Source organism: Pseudomonas sp. NPDC086251 (assembly GCF_044746405.1).
GTDB lineage: Bacteria > Pseudomonadota > Gammaproteobacteria > Pseudomonadales > Pseudomonadaceae > Aquipseudomonas.
In genome coordinates, this window is record NZ_JBIVBY010000017.1 from 121,083 (window position 1) to 146,442 (window position 25,360).

Sequence of the window (25,360 nt, forward strand, 5' to 3'; positions counted from 1 at the left end):
CGATGCACGATCGGGTGGCCGTCAATTGTTCGCGACTTGCGCCACAGTCCCCGACGTCACCAGGGCTTTCAGCGACGCATCGAACTGCTTCAGCGCGTTGATTTGCAGCGCGGTTTGCTGCTCGATCTGCGCGGCGATCTGCGGGGCGGCCTTGTCATGCACCCAAACCGAGGGCATCTGCTGTTCCTGTGAGCCTTGCGCCTTGCCGATGTATTGCAGGTTCGCGTCGTAGAACTTGGCCAGGAAGCGCGCTTCGACCTGGTTGTTGCGCTTCGACACCAGACGGCTGTACGTGTCCAGCATCACCACCACGTCAGGATGCGCTTGCACCACCGCGTCGAGGTTGTCGTAGACGGTTACCGAGGCGAATTCTTTCTGCAGCGAACCCATCAGCCAATTGATCGCCCGTTTCGGATCGGAACTGCTGACGAACGCGTTGCTGATCCGCGAATCCAGCGCAGGGTTCTTCGCGCCGTTCAGCGCCACCGAGTGATATTGCTCAAGGTATTGAAGGGTTTCGACGGTGTTTTCGCTGTAGAGCACCCCCACCGATTGGGCGTGTTGCAAGCGGGCGGTGCTGTCGGCTACCGGGGGGAAATGGCAAGACTGATCGGCCGCGTAGGCAGGCATTGTGGCAACAATACTGCCGGTCAACACGGCAACAAAGGCAAGCAAGGTAGACATTCTCATCGCACAGGTTCCTTCAATGGCGAGTTCGACATGACGCTATCCTCCTCCCTTGGCGGAAAAACAGAACTTGCGTTTATCAATGGTCGTCATCGATCAAACGAATGATTGGCTGATACGCTATCGGCAGGGTGCCTGAGATTTATGTGTCCCCCCATCCGTGTGGGAGCGGGCTTGCTCGCGAAAGCGGTGTGTCCGCCAGCACTGATGTTGAATGACAGACCGCCTTCGCGAGCAAGCCCGCTCCCACAGGGTCATGCGTGCTTTCGTCATCGGATGGGCTGATACGTCCGGGTTACGCGGCCCGTTTCTGCTGTCTTCGCGCTGTTACTTTACAAGCCATGTTGTCACTTCTGCACCGCTCGACCGACCAATAGAGTATGGCTTCGGTGTGATGACACGGACGTGAAAGCGTATCGGCCCGGTCGTCCACCGATCCCCCCATCACGGAAGAGGTGACACCATGAGTTTCGTAACCGTTGAAAAAAACGATAAGAGTGCCCCGTCGGAAACCGATATGAAAAAAGCCATGACCGACGTTGGCGGTACACCGGGCACGGTGACGGGCAACAACGAGAGCCGAAAACTGACCTACACCGGCACGGTCAATCACACCAACTATGAGAACAAGCTGATCGAGATTGCCAAAGGCAAACGCAACAGCTGGAACTTCGTCTGGGCTGACGTGAAGGCAAGCACCCCGGCTCACTGAGGCCACGGTGGGGCGGTCGAACGGCCGCCCCGCTGTTTCTGCCCTTGATACACCGGCGTTACACAGCGTGTTACCTGCCTGATCCGCACCGGCCCAGCGGCCCTCGCGACTGTAACGCCAAGACACTTCGCCGCCCCACACGGCTCGCCTACAGTGAAGCCGTCAATGTGCTTACAGGGTTGTGACACATCATCGGCACCGCCCGCCGCCCTCACCGGAGGCATGGGAGACCTGTCACGGGTGCCGCTTGTGCAATTCGATGCCCGCTGCCCATTGATTGCCCAACACACCACCAAGGAATAGGGAAACCATGAGCAAATCAAGCGCTGTCAGCAATCAAAGCCTGCAACTTCACCATGACGTGCAAGAAGCCTTGAAGTCGTTCCAGGGCGTCGCCCCCACGGCCCTGAAAACGTCGGACTACAGCAAGGTGTTGACGTCGACCCTGGCGGCTACGCAAAAGTCCGTCACGATCGAAATCGCTCCCGATGATCTGACCCTGCTCAAACAGTCGGGCTACAAGCTGTGCTTTGCCAAGAAAGTCGGTAACGAAGCGTATAACGTGGTTTGGCAATCCTATGACAAGTACCTGAGCAACAACGGCTTCAGCTGGACGCCGCAGTATCAGCTGTTCGGGTCCAATACTTTTCAGGCTGACGTGACGGTGAAGGTTTCGACCAACATCGTCACTATCGGCCTGGGGCAACAATCGGAACTCAGCCCGGAAGGCCTGCTGGGCTCGGCGGTCACCGGCGGCCCCGATGTATCCATCACCCTGCTGAACGACTATGGTCCGATTCACCCTGGCATTAACCAGTTGTCCACCGGCGTCGATGGCAAGCAGGTCAGCACGCCCATCTACGTTGCCACCAATCAGGTGGTCACCGGCAATACCGTGTTGACCCCCGTCGAGACCATTCTCGTGTGGTTCGAACAGAACGTGCAGACCAGCACCATGTTCAGCACGTCGCGGTCCAAGGCCATCGAAATCGACCTGACGACCGTTAACGATGCAACCCGCCTCTACGAAGACGGTAAATGGAAAACCGTGTAACCGTCGCATCGGGGGCAACCTGGCGGTTGCCCCTTCCTTTCATGAGGCGTCCGCACGGGAAAAATAGCCGGTCAATGAGCGACAGATGGACTCCGCCAGATCTTCCTGAGTAGCGATGCCGTACGGTCGATTGCGATCGAACTGCTCTGACCAGCGAATCCGCCCCTGAGCGACATCGATCAGGCGCACCGAGGCGCGGACACGGCTCGGCTCCACCCGCACGCTGCCCTCCAGGAAATAGCTGCTGCGCCCCGCACGCACCGACTCCGGTGTTTTCGCACTGCTGCGCGGCACCTTCATCAACACGTGGTTCGCCTGGGTTTGCGTCTGCTCGAACGACTCAAACAGCCGGCAACTCAACTCTTCGCACAAGCCCCGGGTAAAGTCATCGCCATCGGCAGTGATGCAGGTAAACGGCTGGAGTTGCAGAACGGGATGGCGCATGCCCAGCCCTTTGGGCCGCAGCCGCTGGTACGCCAGGCGATAACAACCGGCCGGGATGCTCAGGCGCACGGGATCGTGCTGGCCCACGGTGGCGTAATGGCTGGCGAGTTTGCGCCGCAACCGGCCCATCTGCACCCGCACCACCGGATCATCACCGGTGCAGTAGACCGCCGGGTCACGGCGAAACACCGCGATGCCGATGGCGTGCTCGGTCAGAGGAATGTTCGACAATTGCAGGTCATGTTCGACCAAAAACCGCAGCAGGCTGCCCATCCGCCTGGATTTGGCGAATAACGGACTGGCCAGCAGCAGCGACAGAACCTGCTCCATTTCTTCACGATCGAGTGGCTCGGGAACCGCCTCGGCACTCGAATTGCCCACGTGCTTGATCACCATTGCCTGCCTCCGTGCAGGTTGCCGACAGTCCCTCGCCACCTCACGTGAAGTGGGCGCTGGAACTGCAGGGGTACTCCGTCGTCACGCTATCAACGGCCGGCCTTTAACGGGCCCGGACGCAGCCAAATCGAAGCTTAGCAGCCGCCAGGAAATGGGGAGGATATTGTGCCGACTGGCGCGCGGGGCGAGGTATTCAGCAGCAACGCGTGGTGCATTGTTTGCCGCCGTAGCGGGCTTCCTGACGTTCACGGATAAACGCCGAAGGGCTCATGACCGGCTGATCCGGGTGCTTGATCGCCATTTGGGCGACATAGTTATCGTAATCGGGAACACCGACCATCAAACGCGCGCTCTGGCTGAGGAATCTGGCGGCCTGTTGCAGTTTGCGGTACATGGCAACGCTCTCTTTGTGAGTGGGGACAGGCCCATGAAAGCGCACTTTTGTATCTGCAATGTGTCAGCGCCCTACGCAGATGATTATCTGAAATACACACCCTGTGGGAGCGGGCTTGCTCGCGAAGGCGGTGTGTCAGGCGACATCAATATTGGCTGTGCCGCCGTCTTCGCGAGCAAGCCCGCTCCCACATTTGATGCGTGTTTCACCATGACGGCCGGTATCAACCACCGGCCCGCCCGTTGGTCTGATCTGTACTTTTCTGCGTTTTCTGATGCTGTACCGAACCAGACCTTCGTCTGACAATGTGCGGAGCACGGCAACAGTTTGTTAATATCCACGCGCTTTTTTCGTCTGATTAATCAGCCGCTGTAGATCTCACGTCGCTACACAGGATTTTTTCCCATGAGTACGTTGTATACCCGTCGCACAGTCCTGCGCGGCATGAGCCTGTTGAGCCTGGGTTTGCTCGCCGGTTGCGATGACAGCAGCAAACTGTCGTACAAATACGGCAAGGACCTCAGCGACAAGATCATGGGGCGTACCTTCAAGCTCAAGGATGCCCAGGGCGAAACGAAGATGCTGACCAGCTATCGCGGCCTGATGCCGATGATTTTCTTCGGTTTCACCCAATGCCCGGCGGTCTGCCCGACGACGCTGGCCCGTGCCGCGCAAGCCAAGAAACTGATGGGCCGCGACGGCGAGAAACTGCAAGTGATCTTCATCACCCTCGACCCTGAGCGCGACACACCGCAAATGCTCGACGCCTACGTCAAGTCATTCGACCCAAGCTTCGAGGCGCTGCACGGTTCGCTGGAACAAACCGCTGCCACCGCCAAGGAGTTCGGCGTGTTCTATGAAAAGGTCCCGAGCGGTTCCAGCTACACCCTTTCCCACACCGCCACCAGCTACGTCTTCGACTCCCGGGGCAACTTGCGCCTGGGGCTGTCCGCGTCGCTTACCGCCCAAGAGTGCGCAGAAGACCTGCTCACCGTCATGGAAGTCTGCTAATGAATTCGCTACGCGTAACCACCGCTTTCTCGCGCCGTGTTAAACAGCTGGTACTGGGGGTTTCCCTGATCGGCATGGCTTGGCAGGTATCCGCGCAAACCCAGGTCAACGACGCCTGGGTCCGCGCGTCGGTGGCCGGCCAGCAGTCGACCGGCGCCTTCATGACCCTGCAAGCCGACAGCGACAGCAAACTGCTCAGCGTACAGTCGCCTGTCGCCAACACCGTGCAAATCCACCAATCCAGCATGAAAGACGACGTGATGAGCATGCGCCAGGTCGACTCCGTTGCGCTGCCGGCCGGCAAGCCAGTGAGCTTTGACCCGCATGGCTACCACGTGATGCTGATTGACCTGACGGCTCAGGTTAAGGAAGGCGATGAAGTCCCGCTGACCCTGATCGTGGAAAACGCCAAGGGCGAAAAAGAGACGATCCAGGTGCAAGCCGAAGCGCGGGCACTGGGCATGGTTGATCACAGCAAGATGCACTGACAGACATTGATCTCAGGGCTAATGGTTGAGCCGTTCAAGGACGGCTCAACCCGCGTGCTGGACGTCTCGTTTGTTATCACCCCAATGACTGATTTCATCCAGCGTTAGCCAGCGGCCTTCTGTGTGACGAGATCGCCCGGATTACTCCCCCTTGTATACCGCTTGAGTAAACGCTCCCCGCCCCACCCTCGCTTGAAAACCCGCGTTCCAGACGCCTCAAACTGCTCTGCCTCAGTTATTTATACTCAAATGCCAGCTTAATAATATTTTACCGATATCAGGGTGATCCCTAGTCTTGAGCCCAAGAAATGGCAGGCCGTTCGCGACCTAAATCCAACTCGAAGGGTATAGAGATGACCACTGAAAAAATAAAAACAGATACGCTGATTGTTGGCGCCGGTCAGGCTGGCGTGGCCATGAGTGAACACTTGAGCAAACTCGGCGTGCCGCACCTGGTGCTGGAGCGCAACCGTATCGCCGAGCGCTGGCGCACCGGGCGTTGGGATTCGCTGGTGGCGAATGGTCCGGCGTGGCACGACCGGTTTCCAGGCCTTGATTTTGATGACCTCAGCCCAGACGAGTTTGCGCCGAAAGAACGTGTAGCCGACTACTTCGAAGCCTACGCGAAGAAATTCAACGCACCGATCCGCACCGGCGTCGACGTGCTGAAGGTTGAGCGCAATGTCGGTCGCCCGGGTTTCACCATTGAAACCTCCGAAGGCGTGATCGAGGCCAACCGCGTGGTGGCGGCCACCGGGCCGTTCCAGCGTCCGGTCATCCCGCCGATTGCGCCGAAAGATCAGCCGTTCATGCAGATCCACTCGGCTGATTACCGCAACCCGGCGCAACTGCCCGAGGGCGCGGTGATGGTCGTGGGTGCGGGTTCGTCCGGCGTGCAAATCGCTGATGAATTGCAGCGTGCCGGCAAGAAGGTTTACCTCTCGGTAGGTGCGCACGATCGCCCGCCTCGCGCCTATCGCAACCGTGATTTCTGCTGGTGGCTGGGTGTGCTGGGCGAGTGGGATCAGGCGGCGATGAAGCCGGGGCGCGAACACGTGACCATCGCCGTGAGCGGTGCGCATGGCGGTCGCACGGTCGACTTCCGCGGGCTGGCCCATCGCGGCATGACGCTGGTCGGCCTGACCCAGGCATTCCACGGCAGCGTGGCGACGTTCCAGCCGAACCTGGCCGACAACCTGGCGCGTGGCGATGAGAACTATCTGGCGCTGCTCAATGCCGCCGATGCCTACATCGCGCGCAATGGCCTGGACCTGCCGGAAGAACCGGAAGCGCGCATCACCTTCCCGGATCCTGAGTGCGTGACCCAGCCGATTCTTGAGCTCGATCTGGCCAGGGCTGGCGTGACCTCGATCATCTGGGCCACCGGTTTTGCCACGGATTACAGCTGGCTCAAGGTCGACGCCTTCGACGGCAACGGCAAGCCGCAACATCAGCGCGGTGTGTCGAGCGAGCCTGGGGTGTATTTCCTCGGCCTGCCGTGGCAATCGCGTCGCGGTTCCTCGTTCATCTGGGGTGTTTGGCACGACGCCAAGTACGTGGCCGACCACATCGCCATCCAGCGTTCTTATCTCGACTACCACGATGCGGCGCAACGCGAGGCCGAAACCGCCCCGGTCGCCCATAAAACCACGGTCAGCGCTTAAGCCATTTTTCTTTTTTCAGGAGCGTCACATGTCCACGCCAACCCATACCCGTATTCGCATGTTCAACACCAAGGAAACCTACCCGAACCAGAGCCTGGACAATGACCTGTGCCAGGCCGTCCGGGCCGGCAACACCGTTTATGTTCGTGGCCAGGTGGGCACCGATTTCGAGGGCAAACTGGTGGGTCTTGGTGACCCGCGTGCGCAAGCGGAACAGGCGATGCGCAACGTCAAGCAGTTGCTGGAAGAGGCTGGCAGCGACCTGAGCCATATCGTGAAAACCACGACTTACCTGATCGATCCGCGGTATCGCGAGCCGGTTTATCAGGAAGTCGGGAAGTGGCTTAAGGGCGTGTTTCCGATTTCGACCGGGTTGGTGGTGTCGGCGTTGGGGCAGCCGCAGTGGTTGATGGAGATTGATGTGATTGCGGTGATTCCTGAGTAGACCGAGTCGCCGCCTTCGCGAGCAAGCTTTGCTCCTACAGAGATCCGATTTCATCAACGACCTCGATCACTGTAGGAGCGAAGCTTGCTCGCGAAGAGGCCCGCCCAGACAACCACTTCGCCAAGGCTAAACAAGGAGCAAAACCATGACCTTCTCCATCGCCGCCCGTTGCCCCGAAACCGGTCAGTTCGGCATCGCGATCAGTTCCTCCAGCATCGCCGTCGGCGCCCGCTGCCCGTGGCTGCTGCCGGGTGTCGGCGCCGTCTCCACACAAAACATCACCCTGCCGTCCCTCGGCCCGGAAACCCTCGCGCTCATGGAGCAAGGCCTCGCACCCGCTGAGGCGCTGGACAAGGTCCTGACCCGCAACGGCTACAGCCAATACCGACAGATCACGGCGATTGACCACCTCGGCCGCACCGCGCATTTCAGCGGATCGCAAACCCTGGGCAATCACAATGCCGTGTCCGGCGAGCAATGCGTGGCGGCCGGCAACATGCTGGCGGACCGTGCGGTGATCGAGGCCATGGTCAGCGCATTCGAGCAAGGCGAAGGTCAACTGACCGACCGCCTGCTCGCGGCGATGAAGGCCGCTATCGCCGCGGGTGGTGAAGCCGGGCCGGTGCATTCGGCGGCGGTGGTGGTGGTCGGCGAACTGACTTGGCCGATCATCAACTTGCGGGTCGATTGGGCTGACGAAGATCCCATCGGCCAGTTGGAGAAACTGTGGGACGCCTATCGCCCACAGGTTCAGGACTACATCGACCGTGCCCTGGCCCCCGACAAGTCCCCTGGCTACGGCGTCGCCGGAGACGACCGATGAGCACCAGCCGCGATTTGCTAAAGCAATTGGTGGCCTTCGACACCACGAGCCGCGAATCCAACCTGCACCTGATCGAGTTTGTCCGCGACTACCTCCAACGCTTCGACGTGCCTTGCGAAATGGTCTACAACGAGCCACGCAGCAAGGCCAATCTGTTCGCGACTATTGGCCCGGCGGATCGACCGGGCATCGTGATGTCGGGGCACACCGACGTAGTGCCTGTCGACGGTCAGCCGTGGACGGTTGCGCCGTTCGAGCTCACTGAGCGCGATGGCAAGCTGTATGGTCGCGGCACGGCGGACATGAAAGGCTACATCGCTTGCGTGCTCGCGCTGGTTCCGTCACTGGTAAAGGCCAAGTTGCGGCTGCCGATACACATCGCGCTGTCCTACGATGAAGAAGTCGGTTGCCTGGGCGTACGCTCGCTGTTGTCGGAACTGGAAAAGCGCCCGGTCAAACCGATGCTGTGCATCATTGGCGAGCCGACCGAACTCAAACCGGTGCTCGGTCACAAGGGCAAACTGGCGATGCGCTGCGACATTCACGGTGAAGCGTGCCACTCGGCGTACGCGCCACTGGGGGTCAATGCGATTGAATACGCCGCCGAACTGATCGGCGAACTGGGGCGGATTGGCAACCGGCTCAAAGCGCCGGAACATCATGACGCGCGGTTTGATCCGCCGTTCAGTACGGTGCAAACCGGTGTGATTTCCGGCGGCAAGGCCTTGAACATCGTCCCCGCCGATTGCCGCTTCGACTTTGAAATCCGCGCCCTGCCCTCGCATGATCCGAGTGAGGTTGCGCAGGAGTTGAAGGCTTATGCCGAGCAACAGGTTTTGCCGCGCATGCGTGCGGTAAGTGAACAGAGCGAGATTCGCTTCAGTGAGTTGTCAGCGTATCCCGGTTTGGCAACCGATGCGCACAGCGAAGCCGCTGAGTTGATCGCTGCATTTTCCGGTTCACGGGAGTTCGGCACCGTGGCGTTCGGAACGGAGGGCGGCCTCTTCGACGCCGCCGGCATTCCCACCGTCGTCTGCGGCCCCGGCAGCATGGACCAAGGCCATAAACCCGACGAGTTCGTCAGCCTCGAACAACTCACCGGCTGCGACACCATGCTGCAACGGATGCTGACCTCTATCTCCGCCTGACACGGTCATTGTAGGAGCGAGGCTTGCCCGCGAAGACGGCCTGTCATTCAACATTTTAGTTGGCTGACACACCGCCTGCGCGGGCAAGCCTCGCTCCTACAGGTTATCTACCCGCCGTTCTGGGCGCTTGCGCCGGCGCTGTAAAACCCCATACCCCACCCCTTCAATAGACATACATTTTTTAACGTCTATACCAACAAACTTACTAATTTATCTCTCACTCCCCACCGCACATCATCAACTCCAACAAGAAAAGCGTCGTTCACGCGGCGCTCACCGAAGTACGTCCACGTACTCACTTTTGCCTTGGAGTTCGTCATGGTCACCTCTGCAACAACCTCCGCCCCGCTCATCGAAAAACACACGATAGGATACGTGCCCCCGCAAGATCGCCATGGAAAGACAAGAGACCTGTTCACCCTCTGGTTCGGCGGCAACATCGCACCGTTACCCATCGTCACCGGCGCCCTCGGCGTGCAGATGTTCCACCTGAACCTGGTGTGGGGCATCGTCGCCATTCTCGTTGGCCACCTGGTCGGCGGCGTGCTGATGGCGCTGCATTCGGCGCAAGGCCCGCAGATGGGCATTCCACAGATGATCCAGAGCCGCGCCCAGTTCGGCTCCCTCGGCGCCCTGCTGGTGGTGCTGATCGCCGGCATCATGTACATCGGCTTCTTCGCCTCCAACATCGTCCTCGCCGGCAAGTCCCTGCACGGCGTGGTCGACAGCGTGCCGGTGCCCGTGGGCATCGTCATCGGTGCCCTCGGTTCGGGCATCATCGGCATCATCGGCTACCGCTTCATCCACGTGCTCAACCGCATCGGCACGTGGGTGCTCGGCGCCGGCATCGTGCTCGGTTTCGGCTACATCTTCACCCACGTGCAGACCGCCGACTTCCTCACCCGTGGCAGCTTCAACATCTCCGGCTGGCTCGCCACCGTCTCGCTCGCCGCACTCTGGCAAATCGCCTTCGCGCCTTACGTCTCCGACTACTCGCGCTACCTGCCGGCCGACGTACCCGTGGCCTCGACGTTCTGGACGACGTATCTGGGCACCGTGCTCGGCTCCAGCCTCTCGTTCATCTTCGGCGCCGTCGCCGTCCTCGCCACGCCCGTCGGCATGGACACCATGGACGCCGTCAAACTCGCCACCGGCTCCATCGGCCCGTTGATGCTCGTGCTGTTCCTGCTCAGCGTCATCAGCCACAACGCCCTCAACCTCTACGGCGCCGTGCTGTCACTGATCACCCTGGTACAAACCTTCGCCTACCGCTGGATCCCCACCGCCAAAAGCCGCGCCGTGCTCTCGGTTATCATCCTCGCCGCCTGCTGCTTCGCCGCCGTCGGCGCCTCCGCCAACTTCATCGGCCACTTCGTCGACATGGTGCTGGTGCTGCTCGTGGTGCTGGTGCCGTGGACCGCGATCAACCTGATCGACTTCTACGCGATTCACAAAGGCAAGTACGACATCAACTCGATCTTCAAGGTCGATGGCGGGATCTATGGCCGGTACAACCCGCAGGCGTTGCTGGCGTATGCGATCGGGATCGTGGTGCAGATTCCATTCATGAACACGCCGCTGTACGTCGGGCCGATCTCGGAGCACATCAACGGGGCGGATTTGTCTTGGTTGGTGGGTCTGCTGATTACCTCGCCGTTGTACTTCTGGCTGGCCAACCGCGATACGGCGTACAAGCGTCGCCTGTCGAGCGGGAAACTGGCTAACTCCGTCTAACTAAGCCCCCAGCCCTTTGTGGGAGCGAGCCTGCTCGCGAAGAGGCAGTGACATTCACCATCAACACTGAATGTCACACCTCTCGCGAGGCCGCGCTATTTGCGCATCACCCCTTCGGCACAAATAGCATTAACGCCATAGCAGACAAAAAAAGAACGCTCCATGAACCTACTAATATTCTTTTCAATTTGATTGGAAAGTTTTTTACCTGATCAACGTCCACCCCTCCTCTCCTTGCCATCAATTGAGGCATCAGCAGCACGAATACAATAAATCCAGATCGGACGACCTTCCCCATAAACCCTAATCCGGAGAATGTCTCCTTGTGATATTTTACAAACCGGCTATTCGAAAGCAGCAACTCTAAACGTGCGATATATGCGTGCGCCAAATAGGAAACCATAAGCAACGAAAATGTCATTGGTATAAATATCAATAGAACAATCAATCCTGGTTCGACCTGATTCATTGACCCACCATGTTGTAGAGGTATTCGCCTAACATTTCCCCACCGGTTCCACCATGTTTGCCACCAGCCAATCCTCCTAATGCTCCACCTATTACCACACACGCTAAAGCTCCCGGACCACCCGTAACAATCCCCAGTGCCACAAAGCAACCGGTAGCCGCAATTGGCGCCCCGATGTAACCTCCTACAGCACCGCCCATCAAACTTCCGACTAAAGACCCTCCACTTACATACTTAGCCTTTTGGCACTCATCCTCCCGCCCTAACGCACACGCGTTCCTGATCTCAAGCCCGGAAGAAGCAACCGCTAGCGAAGTACCAATATACGTTCCGCGCTTGATCAATTTCGCAGCCTTGGCCACGCCATCGACTTTTTCCGCGTACCCTACAATCTCCCCCGTATGCAAATAGCGCTTGGTAGAAATCCCAAGCATTCTTTTTATCGAACCTTGATGACGAAGCCCGGAGCCATAAGAGGCAGCCCTTGCAAGCTGCCCTTCCAGTTTGCTGAACAAGATGACGCGCTCGGCTAAAAACTTTTTCCTGGCGGTTACTGATCCTGTGCGCAGGAACTCCTTATGCAACTGCTCGATCTCTTCCAGGGTTTTCCCGATTGCTGCCATGTGCTTACTCCACCCGTCACTGACGACGCCAGCACCAATAGAACCGTGAGAGAGCACCTCTTTCAGCAGATCGAAGTTGTCGAGAAAGAAATCGTCCGCATCAACATGGTTCGTCAACAAGCCGATATGGATCTCGCGTGCCTTGGCCATCAAGTACGCCTCTTGACTGGTACTGGATAAGGTAGAGGCATCACCGATGATCACCAGCTCCCCTGCCAGCACCACGGTGTTGGCAATATGGCTGTTGAGCGCATCGAATTTGTTTTTGGAAACGCCTGTCAGACCCAACTGCGCCTTGATGGATTCGTAAGACTGGGTTTGCGAATTGATAAACGCTAGAGGCTCTGCCATTTCAGCCTCATGAATATTTCTTGTTGCTGATGCGATCCCAGCCACCCGCAATATTGCCGCCCCCGCCGCCATCGCTGCGCTTTTGCTGGGTGTAGATGGTCTTGATGCGGCCATAATTCAGTTGCACGATTTCTACAGGAACACCGGCGGAGGCATTTTGCATGTAGTCGGCAATGATGACTTCCTCGAGAACCACCTCGAAAATGAACCCTGGCCGTGAGCGCCCACCTAACTGAATGACTATCAGGAGGTGACTAATGCAAATCGAAACAATCTGGATCGTGCTCGCAGCAGTGCTTTTGCTGGTTGAGTTGTGGGCGATCAACCGGGTGCGTAAAGCCGAAGGCAAATCGAGCAATAAGCTCTTGTGGATCGTGGTGATCGTGTTTGTGCCGCTGTTCGGGGTGGCAGCGTGGGCATTGGCGGGGCCGAAACACACCGAACACAATCCTCATTCACCGCAGGCCAGACAATGATGGCGCAGGGTGTGCGAGTGGACCCAGCAACTGCCGGACAGCTAAACCGCTCCTTGTAGCAGCTGGCGCAGCCTGCGTTCGGCTGCGCAGCAGTCGCAAAATCGGCAGTCGCGGTGTGTCAGGACAACCCCGCATGCGGGGTTTACGACTGCTACGCAGCCGAACGCAGGCTGCGCCAGCTGCTACAAAAAACGGAGCGGTGCCGGGTTCAGTCGTCTGTAACCAGCAGCTTCCTACTCCACGCGCTTTGCCGTCATTCGTGCCAATTCACCAACATCCGCCAGCGACTCCAACCCCGCAACCATCCCCGCCAACTCATCAATCTCAGACCGCGAAAGACGCCCTTCACACAACGCCCGAAACTTGTTCGTCAGCCGTTCTTGCTGCACATCAAGATCCACTTCCGGCCGGCTCGAATCATGCCGCCGCTCCAACGCGCGGCCATCGCGCAACTTGATCCTCACGGTGGTTTCCGGTACTCGCAACGCCGGGTCCAGAATCACCCGCGCCAGTTCCTGCAAAGTCCGAACCTGCGGATCCGCCACGTTTTGCTCATTGAATGCTTTGGGGTCGGCGGTGTCTTTGCCGAGCAAGGCCATTGCGACCGTATGTTTGAGGCTGAACCTGGCCTGCAGCGGCGTGGTTGGCCAGGCAATATTGCAGATGTCGTCGCAATGCGGATTGACGAAAATGTCGATCGCAATGATCTCGGAAACCTTCAACTTTTCAGTGCGAAGCAGGTACAGCGCACTTTCAATCGCTGAATGGGTCTCGTAGCAAGAGTTGTGATATTTGAAAAGATTGGTTTCCAGATGGTAGCCATACGCGGGCGCCGCATCCGTGGTCTCCACGGCAAAGTCGGCGACGTAACGCGGTTGCCTCAGGGCGGCGTGTATCGCCATGTTGGACGAGTGCGTCCGGGCAAACCCGAGGCGGTGCCCGATCATGTTGTCGGTTACATCCACGCCTCGCTGCGCCAGTAACGCGGCGACCAAACCCGCACGTGCCGCCTCGCCAACCTGCAACGCCTTGCATGAAGATCCGAAAGCGGCTTTCAACCCGGCCGCCCGCGTTGCCGCAATGCCCAAGGCCCGCGCAGTCGTCTGCGCGTCAAGGCCCAGCAAGCGAGAAGCCGCAGCGGCAGCCCCGAAACACCCCATCGTCGCCGTCGCATGAAAGCCGCTCGAATAGTGGTTGGGCGCGACCAACTGACCCACTCGGCAGGAAATTTCATAACCGGCAATAAACGCCTCCAACAACTGTGCGCCGCTGGCCTGGAGGTCTTCACCCAGCGCGAGCGCCGCCGCCAGCACGGGCGCGGTGGCATGACCCGGCACGGAGAAATTGACGTCATCGTAGTCAAGCGCATGGGATGCCGTGCCATTGACCACCGCCGCCGCAGAAGCGGGAAGACGATCCGTGCGGCCGATGAGCGTGCAGCGAGGATGGCCGCCTTCCGACACCATGAGGTCAGCCAGCGTATGCGTAATGGAATCATCGGCGCCGGCTACGGTGACGCCCAGCCAATCCAGCACAGCCTGGCGCGCAATGCTCAGCACTTGCGGGGGAACATCCTCTAACCGAATGCCAACAGCTAATGACGCCAATTCAAAGGTGATGTTCTCGTTCTTATTGCCCATAACGTCCTCAACCGGAAGGTCACTTTATTGTTTTGTCCAAGTTGCCCGAGATCGTCAAACAAGATTCAGGTCAGTCTCAAACGATAAAAAATCCCGATTCACTTGATAAAAAATCAACGGATGAAACAACCGTTACAGCCGCCCAGGCTTGATTTTTCCTCAACGGTAAAAGGCCAAAAACTCGATTGTCTGCGGCCTGGGTTACTTCTGTAATCCGCCTTGTCATTACTCGACAAAAACAACAACGAGATCACAGACATGCCCATCAAAGAAAAGAAGCCGGTTTATAAAAACCTGACGTTTCAGGTCGTCGTCGCCATGGGGTTGGGGATCGCGCTAGGTTTCCTCACACCGGAGTTGGCAACCCAGTTCAAAATCTTCGGCGACCTCTTTCTCAAACTGATCAAAACCGCCGTGGCGCCCTTGGTGTTTTTTACCGTGGTGCAGGGCATCGCCTCAGCCGGTGATATCAAACGCGTCGGCAAAGTCGGCGTAAGAGCAATCATCTACTTCGAGGTGGTTTCCACCCTCGCATTGGCCATAGGTCTGCTGTGGGGCAACTTGCTGGACATCGGCGCCAACATGCATGGCGCGCACCCCAATAGCGCGGCAACAGCGGCGGCGAATGCAGCCGTCGCCAAATCCCACGCTCCCGCATCGACCATGGAATTCATTTACAGCATCTTCCCGGACAACTTCGTCGGCGCGTTCTCCGGCGGGCAAATGCTTCAGGTGCTGGTCATCTCGGTGGTATTTGGCTTCGCCCTGCTGGCGCTTAAACCGGAACGTCGACACTTCATTGAAGACGGGCTGCACCGGATCTCCGAATGCTTCTTCGAGTTCATCAACTTGATCATGAAACTGGCACCACTCGGCGCGTTCGGTTCCGTGGCCTACGCCGTCGGCAGTAACGGCAGCGCGGTGCTGATATCACTGGCCAATCTGGTGCTGATGTTCTACGTGGTGATTGCGTTCTTTATCCTGGTGATTCTGGGAGCGATCTGCCGACTGTCCGGATTCAGCCTGTGGCGATTCTTGAAGTACATCAAGGACGAAATCCTCATCGTCTTGGGCACCGCCTCCTCGGAAAGCGTCCTGCCGCGCCTGCTGCAAAAACTCGAGAAGTTTGGCTGCTCCAAACAAAGCGTCGGTCTGGTACTGCCCACCGGATACGCGTTTAACCTGGACGGCACATCGATTTACATGTCGATGTGCGTGCTGTTCATTGCCAACGCCTACGGCGTGCCGCTCAGCTGGGACCAGCAACTGGGCATACTCGCGGTCATGCTGCTGACCTCCAAAGGCGCGGCGACCGTGAATGGCGGCAGCTTCGTCGTCTTCGCCGCCACCGTGAGCGCCATCGGCATCATTCCGGTCGAGGGCCTGGCGCTGATTTTCGGGGTGTACCGGTTTATGTCCATGGCGAATGCGCTCTGCAACACCATTGGCAATAGTGTGGCGACGGTCGTGGTGTCGAGATGGGCTGGGGAGTTTTCGGAGCAGACGGCGCAGGTTGAATATCAACGCACGCTTGGGCGGATGCCTGATGCGGCGCTTTGATTCTCTTTGACGCGCCCCCTGATTTCCCGCATAGGCGACGAAGCCCCCAATCAGGGACGCGCTCATCGCCTACTTGTCACAAGTCAGGAGCGCAAGACGCCAATCGCCCGCCGATACTTTTCAATGCGCTCCAGATCATCCCAGGACGGCTGGGCAATCCGCGACAAATCGCTGTTCTCCTCAAGATCAGCCAGTTTCACCACCCGGCCAATCGGGTTCTGCGCCGCTCGCTCGACGAACGCCTCATAAGACTCTCCCGGCACCTTGGTCACAGATTCAATCGCCGTCAGTACTGTTTCGCTGAAGCCTTCTGTTCGCAAATCATCGAGACTGATGCCGCAGTCCTCAACCACGTCATGCAGGACCGCCACGATCCGTTCTTCCAGCGTGTCGACCCTCAGCATCACTTTCAACGGGTGCAGAATGTACGGCGAACCACCCTTATCGACCTGCCCTTCATGGGCGGCGGCAGCGATGGCGATGGCACGTTCCAGTGATTGAGTCATCTTGGTTTTCCTTGGGTGGGAGGTCGTAGGGGTCGGTCATGTTGGTTTTCAGCATGGACCGACGCTGGATCTTCAAAATCGACATCCGAAAATCGTGTAGGAATTTACCCATTGCGGCAAGGGTGCATTCTCTCGTATGCCCCGAAACCATCCCAACCCTCCACCACACTTTTACAAGCAAAACCTGAAGGCAAGCAACAAATCGCTGACAGGGTAGGCAGCCAGCAATTTATCCAGAGAAGTCGCCCCTGACTCTTTCTAAACCCAATAACACAGTGACATTTCTATTTGGTTAAATAGATCTGCCCCCTTTTCTTCCCCATCAAATCGAAAATAAAGACACACCCACAACTTTATAAAACAACGTCCCACTAAATTGCGGTTTTTTGTTTTGCTCAGGCCCGGGGAGATGACGAGAGGATTGTTTTCTCTATCAACGCAGCGACGTCCTTTGCACCAAAACACCGGAATTTAACGCTGCCAGCACCCGTATCCAGACGGATGATCTTCGTCATGAACCCGCCTTCAATAGTGACCTTTCGGATAAATGCCAGTGGAAGTTCAATATCCAGCGTCCCGTCCTGGACGAGGCGATTCGTGGCATTGGCACTCAAACAAATCATGGTTTGGGTCAGTACCATCTTCCCGCCAACCCAAAGTCCTCCGTATGCTGCCTTGAAGGCCTCCAGCACTTCGCCCAACGCATTCACATTGCCAGCCTCAGCCATGGAATAGATGTCGTCCACATTGCCGTAATTCAACTCGGCATCGGTCACCAGAAAATTGACCAACTTCGACTTCAATACCTCTCCAGCCATCTTTCCCTCTCCATAATTTTAGTAGCAGCCCTGAAAAATTCAGATGCCTGTGTTGTCCGTAAAAAAAAGTAAAGGTAACAGATCTATTCATCCAAAATGGATCTGTGACCTTTCCCGAAAAACAAACCAATGAGACTGAACAGTGCAGTGCTTTTGATGCTTAGCGGGTATGCCTACGCCGGTTGTGCCAACAGCGACAGTGATCAGCGCAATCTCTGTTATGCCAAAAAAGGCGCTAGCTGCAAGGACATTCGCAACAGTGACCTTCAGGCACAAAAAACCCGCATTACTGCGGGTTTTTAATGACCTGTTATTACCCCACCCACCTTCCCAATCAAAGCATAAGCGTCTTCACCATAGGCACACACGCCAACTGCAGCCCAGAGGGCGAATGGTAAATAGCAGGCTCGTCACCCACAAAACCACATCGTCGGTAAAAATCAGCCGCATTCAACGTAGCGTCCAGATTGACCTCCTTCAACCCCAACTCCCGCGCAAGGCATTCGAGGTGGCGCAGGATTCTCAAGCCAATGCCTTGTTGCATAAAACTCGGGAGCACAAAGATCGCGCCGATTTCGCTGTTCTCCGGATCAAGCATTCCTGTCGCCACCGGTTCACCCTGGATACAACCCAGATAAAAGTGTTTTTCCATCAGCTCGCAGTACCCGTCCTTGGCGGCGCCTGCTGTCCAGGCCAGCATTTGCTCGGTGGTGTACGCGCCGATGCATTGGTGCCGTATCGCTTGAAGGCGGATGTCGAATGCTGCTTGGGCGTCGCTTGGCTTGGCGCGTCTGATCTCGAACATTTCTTTCTCCGTTAGCTGTCGGTGGACGGAGAACTAAAAAGCCCCGTCCATTTCTGGCGGGGCTTTGGGTGACGACGTCAAATGCTATGAACGCGTGACCTCACGGCCCGCCAAAGGCGGTCATGGAGGAGCACATCATGTTCATGCGGCGTGTGTAGGTCATGGGCCGATAGTGTTTTGGATGGTCTTAGTTGTCAATCCTGAAGCGGAATGACGACATCAGAAGTTCGCCGGAGTGTTGGCGCTAATGATTTCCGCCTCATCTTGGCCAATATTCCGAAACCGATGCGGCAACGTCGTCGGAAAGTAATACCCATCCCCGGCATTCAGCACACTAATCTGCCCATCCACCGTCAACTCAACAGTGCCACGGGTGACTAGCCCACACTCCTCGCCTTCCGAGTGCACGATCGGCTCTTCCCCCGAACTCGCGCCCGGTGCGTATTGTTCGCGCAACAGCCGCATCTGCCGGCTCGGCACTGATGCGCCAATCAGCAGTAACCGCAGACCATGACGGCCGAGATCCGGCTGTTCGTTGGCGCGGAATACGTATTGATGTTCACGCGGCGGCTGATCAAAGGTAAAGAAGTCCGCCAAAGACATCGGTATGCCTTCGAGCAGTTTTTTCAGGGAGCTGACGGAGGGACTGACGCGATTTTGTTCGATCAGGGAGATGGTGGCATTGGTGACGCCGCTACGCCGGGCCAGCTCGCGCTGGGACAGTTTGTAGCTTTCGCGTACTAATTTGAGTCGTGAGCCCGTGTCCATGACAGCCTTATGCGAAGAATACTTAAGGGTTATGGGGGTGGATGGCGGGCGACTTGTGGCCGCGAAAGTACCGCTTCCCTGTCCCGGAAATGTGAAAGGCGGGTATTAAATCACGTTTGGTGGTGTTGCTGTAGGAGCGAGCTTGCTGTCGATGGTGGTGTGTCAGGCGACATCAGTTTGGCTGATGGACCATCGCGAGCAGGCTCGCTCCCACAGTTTGATCTTGGTTGGCCATAGATTTTGTGTTCGCCGAAGAGCTATGGGATTGGGTTTGCTGATAAAGGCAGTGTGTCAGTTACATAATTGTTGAATGTTAGGCAGCCTTCGCGAGCAAGCCCGCTCCCACATTTGATCTGGGGTGGTAGCTGGGCGTGTGTACGGCGCTAATCCCTTGTGGGAGCGGGCTTGCTCGCGAAAGCGGTGGGTCAGTCAACATTTGATGTTGGATGTGCTGGCCTCATCGCGGTGTAGCCCGCTCCCACAGGGTTGTGCGGGTTAGATGCCGAAACGGTCGCGCAGCGCGTAGTACGCGGCGCCCATGGCGGTGAGTGGGGCCTGGAAGGTGCGGCCGCCGATCATCGGCATGTGCGGCAACGAGGCGAAGGCATCGAAGCGTTCGGCGTCGCCGCGGATCATTTCCGAGATCAGTTTGCCGGCCAGGTGTGAGCAGGTGACGCCGTGGCCGCTGTAGCCTTGCATGTAGTAGGCGTTTTTCTCGATGCGGCCGAATTGCGGCATGCGTGACATGGTCAGCAGGAAGTTGCCGGTCCAGCGGTAGTCGATCTTCACGTCCTTCAGTTGCGGGAAGGTCTTGAGGATTTTCGGCTTGATCAGTTGCTCGATGTCGTCCGGTTCGCGGGCACCGTAGACCACGCCGCCACCGTACAGCAGGCGGTTGTCAGCGGTGAGGCGGTAGTAGTCGAGCAGGTAGTTGCAGTCTTCGACGCAGTAGTTGTTTTTGATCAGGCTGCGTGCAACCTTTTCCGACAACGGTTCGGTGACGACGATTTGCGAGCCGCACGGCATGCTTTTGCGCGTGACGCGGTTGTCGAGGTCTTGCGGCAGGTAGGCGTTGCCGGCGATCAGCAGGTATTTGGCGCGGACCACGCCTTTGGCGGTGCGCACGGTGATCGGTTCGCCGTAGGTGATTTCCACCGCCGCCGATTGCTCGTAGATTTTGCCGCCCAGGCCGATGATGGCCGAGGCTTCGCCGAGGGCCAGGTTCAGCGGGTGGATGTGGCCGCCCTGCATGTCGAGCAAGCCGCCGACGTAGTTGTCGCAACCGACTTCGCGCTTGATGTCGGCGGCGTCGAGCATTTTCAGGTTTTTGTTGCCGTAGCGTTCCCAGCTGTTTTTCTGCTCGGCCAGGCCTTTGAGTTGCTTTTTGTTCAGCGCGGCGAAGATGCCACCCGGGCGGTAGTCGCACTGGATGTCGTAGTGTTGTATGCGCTGACGGATGATGTCGGCGCCTTCAAAAATCATGCTGCCGAGGACTTCGGCGGTCTTGTCGCCGTAGCGCTCTTCGATCACATCGACGTCGCGACTGTAGGAGTTGACCAGTTGCCCGCCGTTGCGACCGCTGGCGCCGAAACCGACCTTGGCGGCTTCGAGCACGGTGACGCTGTAGCCCGCTTCGGCGAGGAACAGGGCCGAGGACAAACCGGTGTAGCCGGCGCCGATCACGCAGACGTCGCATTCCACCAGTTCTTCAAGCACCGGGAATTCACCGGTGAAGTTGCGGGTGGCGGCGTAGTAGCTGTTGACATGTGTTGTGTGTTTCATACGTTTCTCCGATGGCCGCCGATACGATTCGGCGGCCGCCGTTGTAGAGGTGTTAGAGCTTGATCCAGGTCGCTTTGAGTTCGGTGTACTTGTCGAACGCGTGCAGCGATTTGTCCCGACCGTTACCCGACTGCTTGTACCCGCCAAACGGCGCGGTCATGTCGCCGCCGTCGTACTGGTTGACCCAGACGCTGCCGGCGCGCAAGCCGCGAGCGAAGGTGTGAGCCTTGCTGAGGTTGCTGGTCCAGACGCCGGCGGCCAGGCCGAAGATGCTGTCGTTGGCGATGGCCAGCGCTTCTTCAGCGGTGTCGAAGGTGATCAGCGACAGCACCGGGCCGAAGATTTCTTCCTGGGCGATGGTCATGGCGTTGGTCACGCCGTCGAAAATCGCCGGTTCAACGTACAGGCCACCGGTGTCTTCGAGGGTGCGGCTGCCGCCCGCGATCAGTTGCGCGCCCTGATCTTTACCGACCTGGATGTAGCGCAGCACGTTGTCCAGTTGGCGCTGATCGACCACGGCACCGACGGTGGTTTCTGGATCGAGGGCGTGCCCCGGTTTCCAGGCTTGCAGGGCTTCCACCAGCAGCGGAATGAACTGCTCGCGAATCGAACGCTCGACCAGCAAACGCGAACCCGCGGTGCAGACTTCGCCCTGGTTGAAGGCAATCGCCCCGGCCGCCGCTTGTGCTGCCGCGCGCAAATCCGGCGCGTCGGCGAACACCACGTTCGGGCTCTTGCCACCGGCTTCAAGCCAGACGCGTTTCATGTTGCTTTGGCCGGAATAGATCAACAGTTGCTTGGCAATTGCAGTCGAGCCGGTGAAGGCCAGCACGTCGACGTCCATGTGCAACGCCAGCGCCTTGCCGACGGTGTGGCCGAAGCCCGGCAGGACGTTGAACACGCCTTTAGGAATGCCGGCATCCAGCGCCAATTGCGCGATGCGGATGGCGGTCAGTGGCGACTTTTCCGACGGCTTGAGGATGAACGAGTTGCCGGCCGCGAGGGCTGGGGCGAACTTCCAGCTGGCCATGATCAGCGGGAAGTTCCACGGCACGATGGCGGCGACCACACCGGCAGGTTCGCGGGTGATCAGGCCGAGTTGGTCGTGCGGCGTGGCCGCGACTTCGTCGTAGAGCTTGTCGATGGCTTCGGCGCTCCAGCGGATCGCGTTGGCGGTCGCCGGGATGTCGATGTTCATCGAGTCGTTGATCGGCTTGCCCATGTCGAGGGTTTCGAGTAGCGCGAGTTCTTCCTGGTTGGCCAGGATCAGGTCGGCGAAGCGGATCAGGATGCGCTTGCGCTCGGCCGGGGCCAGATTGGCCCAGATGCCGGATTCGAAAGTGCGGCGCGCGACGGCGACGGCCGCGTTGGCGTCGGCTTCATCGGTGCTGGCGACGTTGGCCAGGAAGCGGCCGTCGACCGGGCTGATGCATTCGAACGTTGCGCCGCTGAGGGCTGCGCAGTATTGGCCGTCGATGAATGCCCGGCCTTCTAGTGTTAAGGACTGGAAGCGTTGTTCCCAGTCGCTGCGAGTGTTTGTCATTGTTGTGACTCGACGCAGAGGAATAAGTAGTTGTTGGACTCAATGGAGCTGAAAAAACACAATCCCTTGTGGGAGCGGGCTTGCTCGCGAAGGGGCCATCACATTCAACATTGAGGGTGACTGACCTACCGCTTTCGCGAGCAAGCCCGCTCCCACATTTGATGGGTGGTGTTTGCAGAATCCATGTTCACCGCCATCTCCTGTGGGAGCGAGCCTGCTCGCGATAGCGGTGAATCAGGCGACATCAATGCTGGCTTGTACGCCGCTATCGCGAGCAGGCTCGCTCCCACAGTTGATCGGGTTTTCAACCTGGATCCGGTGTGACTCAATCAGACGGTGTGCAGGTACCAGTTGTACTCAAGGTCGGAGATGGAGTTTTCGAACTCGGCCAGCTCACTTTCCTTGCACGCCACGAACACGTCGATGTACATCGGGTCGATGTAGCGAGACATGACTTCGCTGTCGTCCAGCTCGCGCAGGGCATCGCGCAGGTTGTTCGGCAGGCTCTGCTCGTTTTGCTCGTAGCTGTTGCCTTCGACCGGTGCGCCCGGTTCGATTTCGTTGGTCAGGCCGTGGTGAATACCGGCCAGGACTGACGCCATCAACAAGTACGGGTTGGCGTCGGCACCCGCGACGCGGTGCTCGATGCGCACCGAGTCCGGCGAACCGGTGGGCACACGGACCGCAACGGTACGGTTGTCGATGCCCCAGCTCGGCGAGTTCGGCACATAAAACTGTGCGCCGAAACGACGGTACGAGTTGACGTTCGGGCAGAGGAAAGCCATCTGCGCCGGCAGGGTCTCGAGCACACCGCCGATCGCGTGACGCAGTGCGGCGTTCTGCTCGGGATCCTCGCTGGCAAAGATGTTGTTGCCTTCTTTGTCGAGAATCGAAATGTGTACGTGCAACCCGTTACCCGCCTGGCCCGGATACGGCTTGGCCATGAAAGTGGTGTCCATCTCGTGGTCGTAGGCGATGTTCTTCACCAGACGCTTGAGCAACACCGCGTAGTCGCAGGCCTTGATCGGGTCGTTGACGTGATGCAGGTTCACTTCGAACTGCGCCGGGGCGCTTTCCTTGACGATCGCGTCGGCAGGAATGCCCTGCTCTTTCGCGCCTTCAAGGATGTCTTGCAGGCAATCGACGTATTCGTCGAGGTCGTCGATCAAATACACCTGGGTCGAGATCGGACGCTTGCCGGAGACCGGCGAACGTGGCGATTGCGGACGACCGTTCACGTTGTCCTGGTCGATCAGGTAGAACTCGAGTTCAAACGCCGCGCAAATGGTCAGGCCCATTGCGTCGAACTTGCTCACCACCTGACGCAGCACTTCGCGAGGGTCAGCGAAGAACGGCTGGCCTTCGAGTTCGTGCATGGTCATTAACAGTTGCGCGGTCGGGCGCTTCTGCCAGGGCTCGATGCTGAGTGTATCGGGGATGGGGAAGCAGATCCGGTCTGAGTCGCCGATGTCCAGACCCAGGCCGGTGCTTTCCACCGTAGAACCGTTGATGTCCAGAGCAAAGAGAGACGCCGGGAGGTTGATGCCTTTTTCGTAAACCTTATGAAGACTGGTGCGCTCGATGCGCTTGCCGCGCACCACACCGTTCATATCCGCAATCAGAAGGTCGACGTACAAAACCTCAGGATATTTCTTAAGGAATGCGTTTGCTTCGTTGAGTTGAACGGTACGCAGAGGGACCGACATTTTGCACCTATTAGCTGTTAATTATTATGTTCACTACCGAGTTGCGAGCTCAGTCAACCCGAACGGCCAAGTGAAGTCAATAGCGAACACCTGGCCTCTCATCCTTTATTTTCGGGCCTTTTTTGGGCACGAGAGTGCCAGATCAGTCTTGCGCACCGCGTAAATCCTCGAGATCGGACGTGCGGCGTTTAGAATTTTTTACATGAGAGTTGTTAATTAAAATCAACAAGGCTAAGCTCCGGAAAAGCTCGTTCAAGTGTGAAACTTCGAGGTGATAAAAATGGCATTCAAGCCATTGATCGGCGTTACAGCGTGCGTCAAACAGATTGGCCTGCACCCCTACCACATCAGCGGCGACAAGTACTTGCGTGCTGTCAGCGTCGCGGCGCTGGGGTTGCCCGTGGTCATTCCTTCCTTAGGCGACCTGACCGAAATCGAGGACCTGCTCGCGCAGCTCGACGGTCTGTTGCTGACCGGCTCACCCTCGAATGTGGAACCCTTCCACTATCAAGGCCCGGCCAGCGCTCCCGGCACGGATCACGATCCGGCGCGGGATGCCACCACCCTTCCTTTATTGCGTACAGCCATTGCGGCGGGCGTTCCGGTGCTCGGCATCTGTCGCGGCTTTCAGGAAATGAACGTGGCGTTTGGTGGCAGCCTGCATCAGAAGGTCCACGAAATTCCGGAGATGCTCGATCACCGCGAAGCGGACAGTCCGGAGTTGGCCGTGCAGTACGCACCGGCCCATGCGGTGACTGTGCAGCCAGGCGGCGTGTTCGAAGCGCTGGATCTGCCGCCGGTGTTCCAGGTCAATTCGATTCACAGCCAGGGCATTGACCGACTCGCGCCCGGCCTGCGCGCCGAAGCGGTGGCGCCGGACGGCTTGATCGAGGCGATTTCGGTCGAGCACAGCAAGGCCTTTGCCCTCGGCGTGCAATGGCACCCGGAATGGCAGGTGCTTTCGAACCCGCCCTACTTGAGTATTTTCCAGGCGTTTGGCGAGGCGTGCCGGCAACGGGCGGCGCTGCGCAACCCGCGCTGACTTGACACTCGATTAATCAATTTGCTGCCCCGTGAGTCAGGCGGGCGTGCCTTTGCGCGTCGGTCACTCACGTAATAGATGAACCGCAATAACAACAAGTACGAACAGGCAGCCAGGACGGCGGTGCCGAATAAGCCCGGTCGGTATGCATCAGACGAGCGCAACCCCTGGTAGGAGCGAGGCTTGCCCGCGAAGACAGAGTGTCAGGCAACAATGAGGTCGGCTGACACACCGCCTTCGCGGGCAAGCCTCGCTCCTACAGGGTCCACGC

The 25,360-nt window shown here is 58.3% G+C and carries 26 protein-coding genes and 1 pseudogene; 13 read left to right on the top strand and 14 right to left on the bottom strand.

Annotation, left to right across the window (positions count from 1 at the left end):
- Window positions 1–21: 21 nt before the first annotated feature.
- Window positions 22–690 carry an ATPase gene (locus tag ACIPL2_RS20575; RefSeq protein ID WP_401358989.1) on the bottom strand — a complete coding sequence of 223 codons (669 nt, stop codon included), beginning with the start codon at window positions 688–690 and terminating at the stop codon, window positions 22–24.
- A gap of 460 nt (window positions 691–1,150) precedes the next feature.
- On the opposite strand from ACIPL2_RS20575, the gene ACIPL2_RS20580 reads away from it, so the two are divergent.
- Window positions 1,151–1,399, top strand: a complete 249-nt coding sequence (locus ACIPL2_RS20580; RefSeq protein ID WP_401358991.1) for a hypothetical protein — start codon at window positions 1,151–1,153, stop codon at window positions 1,397–1,399.
- Between the two features lie 310 nt (window positions 1,400–1,709).
- A complete protein-coding gene (locus tag ACIPL2_RS20585) occupies window positions 1,710–2,453 on the top strand; it encodes a hypothetical protein (protein WP_401358994.1) in 744 nt (247 codons plus the stop codon).
- 39 nt (window positions 2,454–2,492) lie between these two features.
- Here ACIPL2_RS20585 and ACIPL2_RS20590 read toward each other — a convergent pair whose 3' ends face one another.
- Together ACIPL2_RS20590 and ACIPL2_RS20595 are read right to left on the bottom strand one after the other, a co-directional pair.
- Window positions 2,493–3,293, bottom strand: a complete 801-nt coding sequence (locus tag ACIPL2_RS20590) for a hypothetical protein (RefSeq protein WP_401358996.1) — start codon at window positions 3,291–3,293, stop codon at window positions 2,493–2,495.
- 193 nt (window positions 3,294–3,486) lie between these two features.
- On the bottom strand, window positions 3,487–3,687 hold the full coding sequence (locus ACIPL2_RS20595) for a YbdD/YjiX family protein (protein WP_401358999.1): 201 nt from the start codon (window positions 3,685–3,687) through the stop codon (window positions 3,487–3,489).
- A gap of 33 nt (window positions 3,688–3,720) precedes the next feature.
- Here ACIPL2_RS20595 and ACIPL2_RS20600 point away from each other — a divergent pair, with 33 nt between their 5' ends.
- The 8 genes from ACIPL2_RS20600 to ACIPL2_RS20635 all read left to right on the top strand — a co-directional run bounded on the left by ACIPL2_RS20600 (window position 3,721) and on the right by ACIPL2_RS20635 (window position 11,000).
- A complete protein-coding gene (locus tag ACIPL2_RS20600; protein ID WP_401359001.1) occupies window positions 3,721–3,990 on the top strand; it encodes a hypothetical protein in 270 nt (89 codons plus the stop codon).
- Window positions 3,991–4,092: 102 nt separating this feature from the next.
- Entirely contained in the window at window positions 4,093–4,698 is a 606-nt protein-coding gene (locus tag ACIPL2_RS20605) for an SCO family protein (protein WP_401359004.1), read from the top strand.
- The gene (locus ACIPL2_RS20610; RefSeq protein ID WP_401359006.1) at window positions 4,698–5,186 is read left to right on the top strand and encodes a copper chaperone PCu(A)C; all 489 of its coding nucleotides are present in this window, start codon (window positions 4,698–4,700) and stop codon (window positions 5,184–5,186) included. Before ACIPL2_RS20605 ends, ACIPL2_RS20610 begins: the two co-directional genes overlap by 1 nt.
- Before the next feature lie 353 nt (window positions 5,187–5,539).
- Entirely contained in the window at window positions 5,540–6,850 is a 1,311-nt protein-coding gene (locus tag ACIPL2_RS20615; RefSeq protein WP_401359008.1) for a flavin-containing monooxygenase, read from the top strand.
- Window positions 6,851–6,878: 28 nt separating this feature from the next.
- Complete coding sequence (locus tag ACIPL2_RS20620) at window positions 6,879–7,295, top strand: RidA family protein (RefSeq protein WP_059405554.1); 417 nt, start codon at window positions 6,879–6,881, stop codon at window positions 7,293–7,295.
- A gap of 145 nt (window positions 7,296–7,440) precedes the next feature.
- Window positions 7,441–8,118 (top strand): DUF1028 domain-containing protein, encoded by a 678-nt coding sequence (locus tag ACIPL2_RS20625; RefSeq protein ID WP_401359011.1) that lies wholly within the window; start codon window positions 7,441–7,443, stop codon window positions 8,116–8,118.
- Entirely contained in the window at window positions 8,115–9,266 is a 1,152-nt protein-coding gene (gene argE, locus ACIPL2_RS20630) for an acetylornithine deacetylase (RefSeq protein ID WP_401359014.1), read from the top strand. The genes ACIPL2_RS20625 and argE overlap by 4 nt, the downstream gene beginning before the upstream one ends.
- Window positions 9,267–9,584: 318 nt before the next feature.
- On the top strand, window positions 9,585–11,000 hold the full coding sequence (locus tag ACIPL2_RS20635; protein ID WP_401359016.1) for a purine-cytosine permease family protein: 1,416 nt from the start codon (window positions 9,585–9,587) through the stop codon (window positions 10,998–11,000).
- Window positions 11,001–11,106: 106 nt separating this feature from the next.
- On the opposite strand, the gene ACIPL2_RS20640 is transcribed toward ACIPL2_RS20635, so the two are convergent.
- The 3 genes and pseudogenes from ACIPL2_RS20640 to ACIPL2_RS20650 form a co-directional block, all read right to left on the bottom strand.
- A complete protein-coding gene (locus ACIPL2_RS20640) occupies window positions 11,107–11,469 on the bottom strand; it encodes a hypothetical protein (RefSeq protein WP_401359018.1) in 363 nt (120 codons plus the stop codon).
- Window positions 11,466–12,443, bottom strand: coding sequence for a hypothetical protein (locus ACIPL2_RS20645; protein ID WP_401359020.1), 978 nt, complete (start codon window positions 12,441–12,443; stop codon window positions 11,466–11,468). Before ACIPL2_RS20645 ends, ACIPL2_RS20640 begins: the two co-directional genes overlap by 4 nt.
- 7 nt (window positions 12,444–12,450) lie before the next feature.
- Window positions 12,451–12,645: pseudogene (locus tag ACIPL2_RS20650) on the bottom strand (Hcp1 family type VI secretion system effector); the annotation flags it as partial.
- Window positions 12,646–12,700: 55 nt separating this feature from the next.
- On the opposite strand from ACIPL2_RS20650, the gene ACIPL2_RS20655 reads away from it, so the two are divergent.
- Window positions 12,701–12,919 (top strand): PLD nuclease N-terminal domain-containing protein, encoded by a 219-nt coding sequence (locus ACIPL2_RS20655; protein ID WP_401359022.1) that lies wholly within the window; start codon window positions 12,701–12,703, stop codon window positions 12,917–12,919.
- Window positions 12,920–13,152: 233 nt separating this feature from the next.
- On the opposite strand, the gene ACIPL2_RS20660 is transcribed toward ACIPL2_RS20655, so the two are convergent.
- A complete protein-coding gene (locus ACIPL2_RS20660) occupies window positions 13,153–14,559 on the bottom strand; it encodes an MmgE/PrpD family protein (protein WP_401359025.1) in 1,407 nt (468 codons plus the stop codon).
- A gap of 258 nt (window positions 14,560–14,817) precedes the next feature.
- Here ACIPL2_RS20660 and dctA point away from each other — a divergent pair, with 258 nt between their 5' ends.
- Window positions 14,818–16,119 carry a C4-dicarboxylate transporter DctA gene (gene dctA / locus ACIPL2_RS20665; protein ID WP_401359027.1) on the top strand — a complete coding sequence of 434 codons (1,302 nt, stop codon included), beginning with the start codon at window positions 14,818–14,820 and terminating at the stop codon, window positions 16,117–16,119.
- A gap of 83 nt (window positions 16,120–16,202) precedes the next feature.
- Here the strand turns inward: dctA and ACIPL2_RS20670 are convergent, their stop codons facing one another.
- From ACIPL2_RS20670 to ACIPL2_RS20700, 7 genes are all read right to left on the bottom strand, one after another.
- Window positions 16,203–16,625 (bottom strand): HD domain-containing protein, encoded by a 423-nt coding sequence (locus ACIPL2_RS20670; RefSeq protein ID WP_401359029.1) that lies wholly within the window; start codon window positions 16,623–16,625, stop codon window positions 16,203–16,205.
- A gap of 395 nt (window positions 16,626–17,020) precedes the next feature.
- Window positions 17,021–17,443, bottom strand: coding sequence for a hypothetical protein (locus ACIPL2_RS20675; RefSeq protein ID WP_401359032.1), 423 nt, complete (start codon window positions 17,441–17,443; stop codon window positions 17,021–17,023).
- Between the two features lie 334 nt (window positions 17,444–17,777).
- Window positions 17,778–18,248, bottom strand: a complete 471-nt coding sequence (locus ACIPL2_RS20680) for a GNAT family N-acetyltransferase (protein WP_401359035.1) — start codon at window positions 18,246–18,248, stop codon at window positions 17,778–17,780.
- Window positions 18,249–18,467: 219 nt separating this feature from the next.
- Window positions 18,468–19,016, bottom strand: a complete 549-nt coding sequence (locus tag ACIPL2_RS20685) for a cupin domain-containing protein (protein WP_028623608.1) — start codon at window positions 19,014–19,016, stop codon at window positions 18,468–18,470.
- A 495-nt stretch (window positions 19,017–19,511) separates the two neighbouring features.
- On the bottom strand, window positions 19,512–20,798 hold the full coding sequence (locus ACIPL2_RS20690; protein WP_401359038.1) for an NAD(P)/FAD-dependent oxidoreductase: 1,287 nt from the start codon (window positions 20,796–20,798) through the stop codon (window positions 19,512–19,514).
- A gap of 52 nt (window positions 20,799–20,850) precedes the next feature.
- Window positions 20,851–22,341: an aldehyde dehydrogenase gene (locus tag ACIPL2_RS20695; protein ID WP_401359041.1), complete on the bottom strand. Its 1,491-nt coding sequence runs from the start codon at window positions 22,339–22,341 to the stop codon at window positions 20,851–20,853.
- 329 nt (window positions 22,342–22,670) lie between these two features.
- Window positions 22,671–24,047, bottom strand: coding sequence for a glutamine synthetase family protein (locus tag ACIPL2_RS20700; RefSeq protein ID WP_128869638.1), 1,377 nt, complete (start codon window positions 24,045–24,047; stop codon window positions 22,671–22,673).
- 280 nt (window positions 24,048–24,327) lie between these two features.
- On the opposite strand from ACIPL2_RS20700, the gene ACIPL2_RS20705 reads away from it, so the two are divergent.
- A complete protein-coding gene (locus ACIPL2_RS20705; RefSeq protein ID WP_401359044.1) occupies window positions 24,328–25,089 on the top strand; it encodes a gamma-glutamyl-gamma-aminobutyrate hydrolase family protein in 762 nt (253 codons plus the stop codon).
- The last annotated feature ends 271 nt before the right edge of the window (window positions 25,090–25,360 follow it).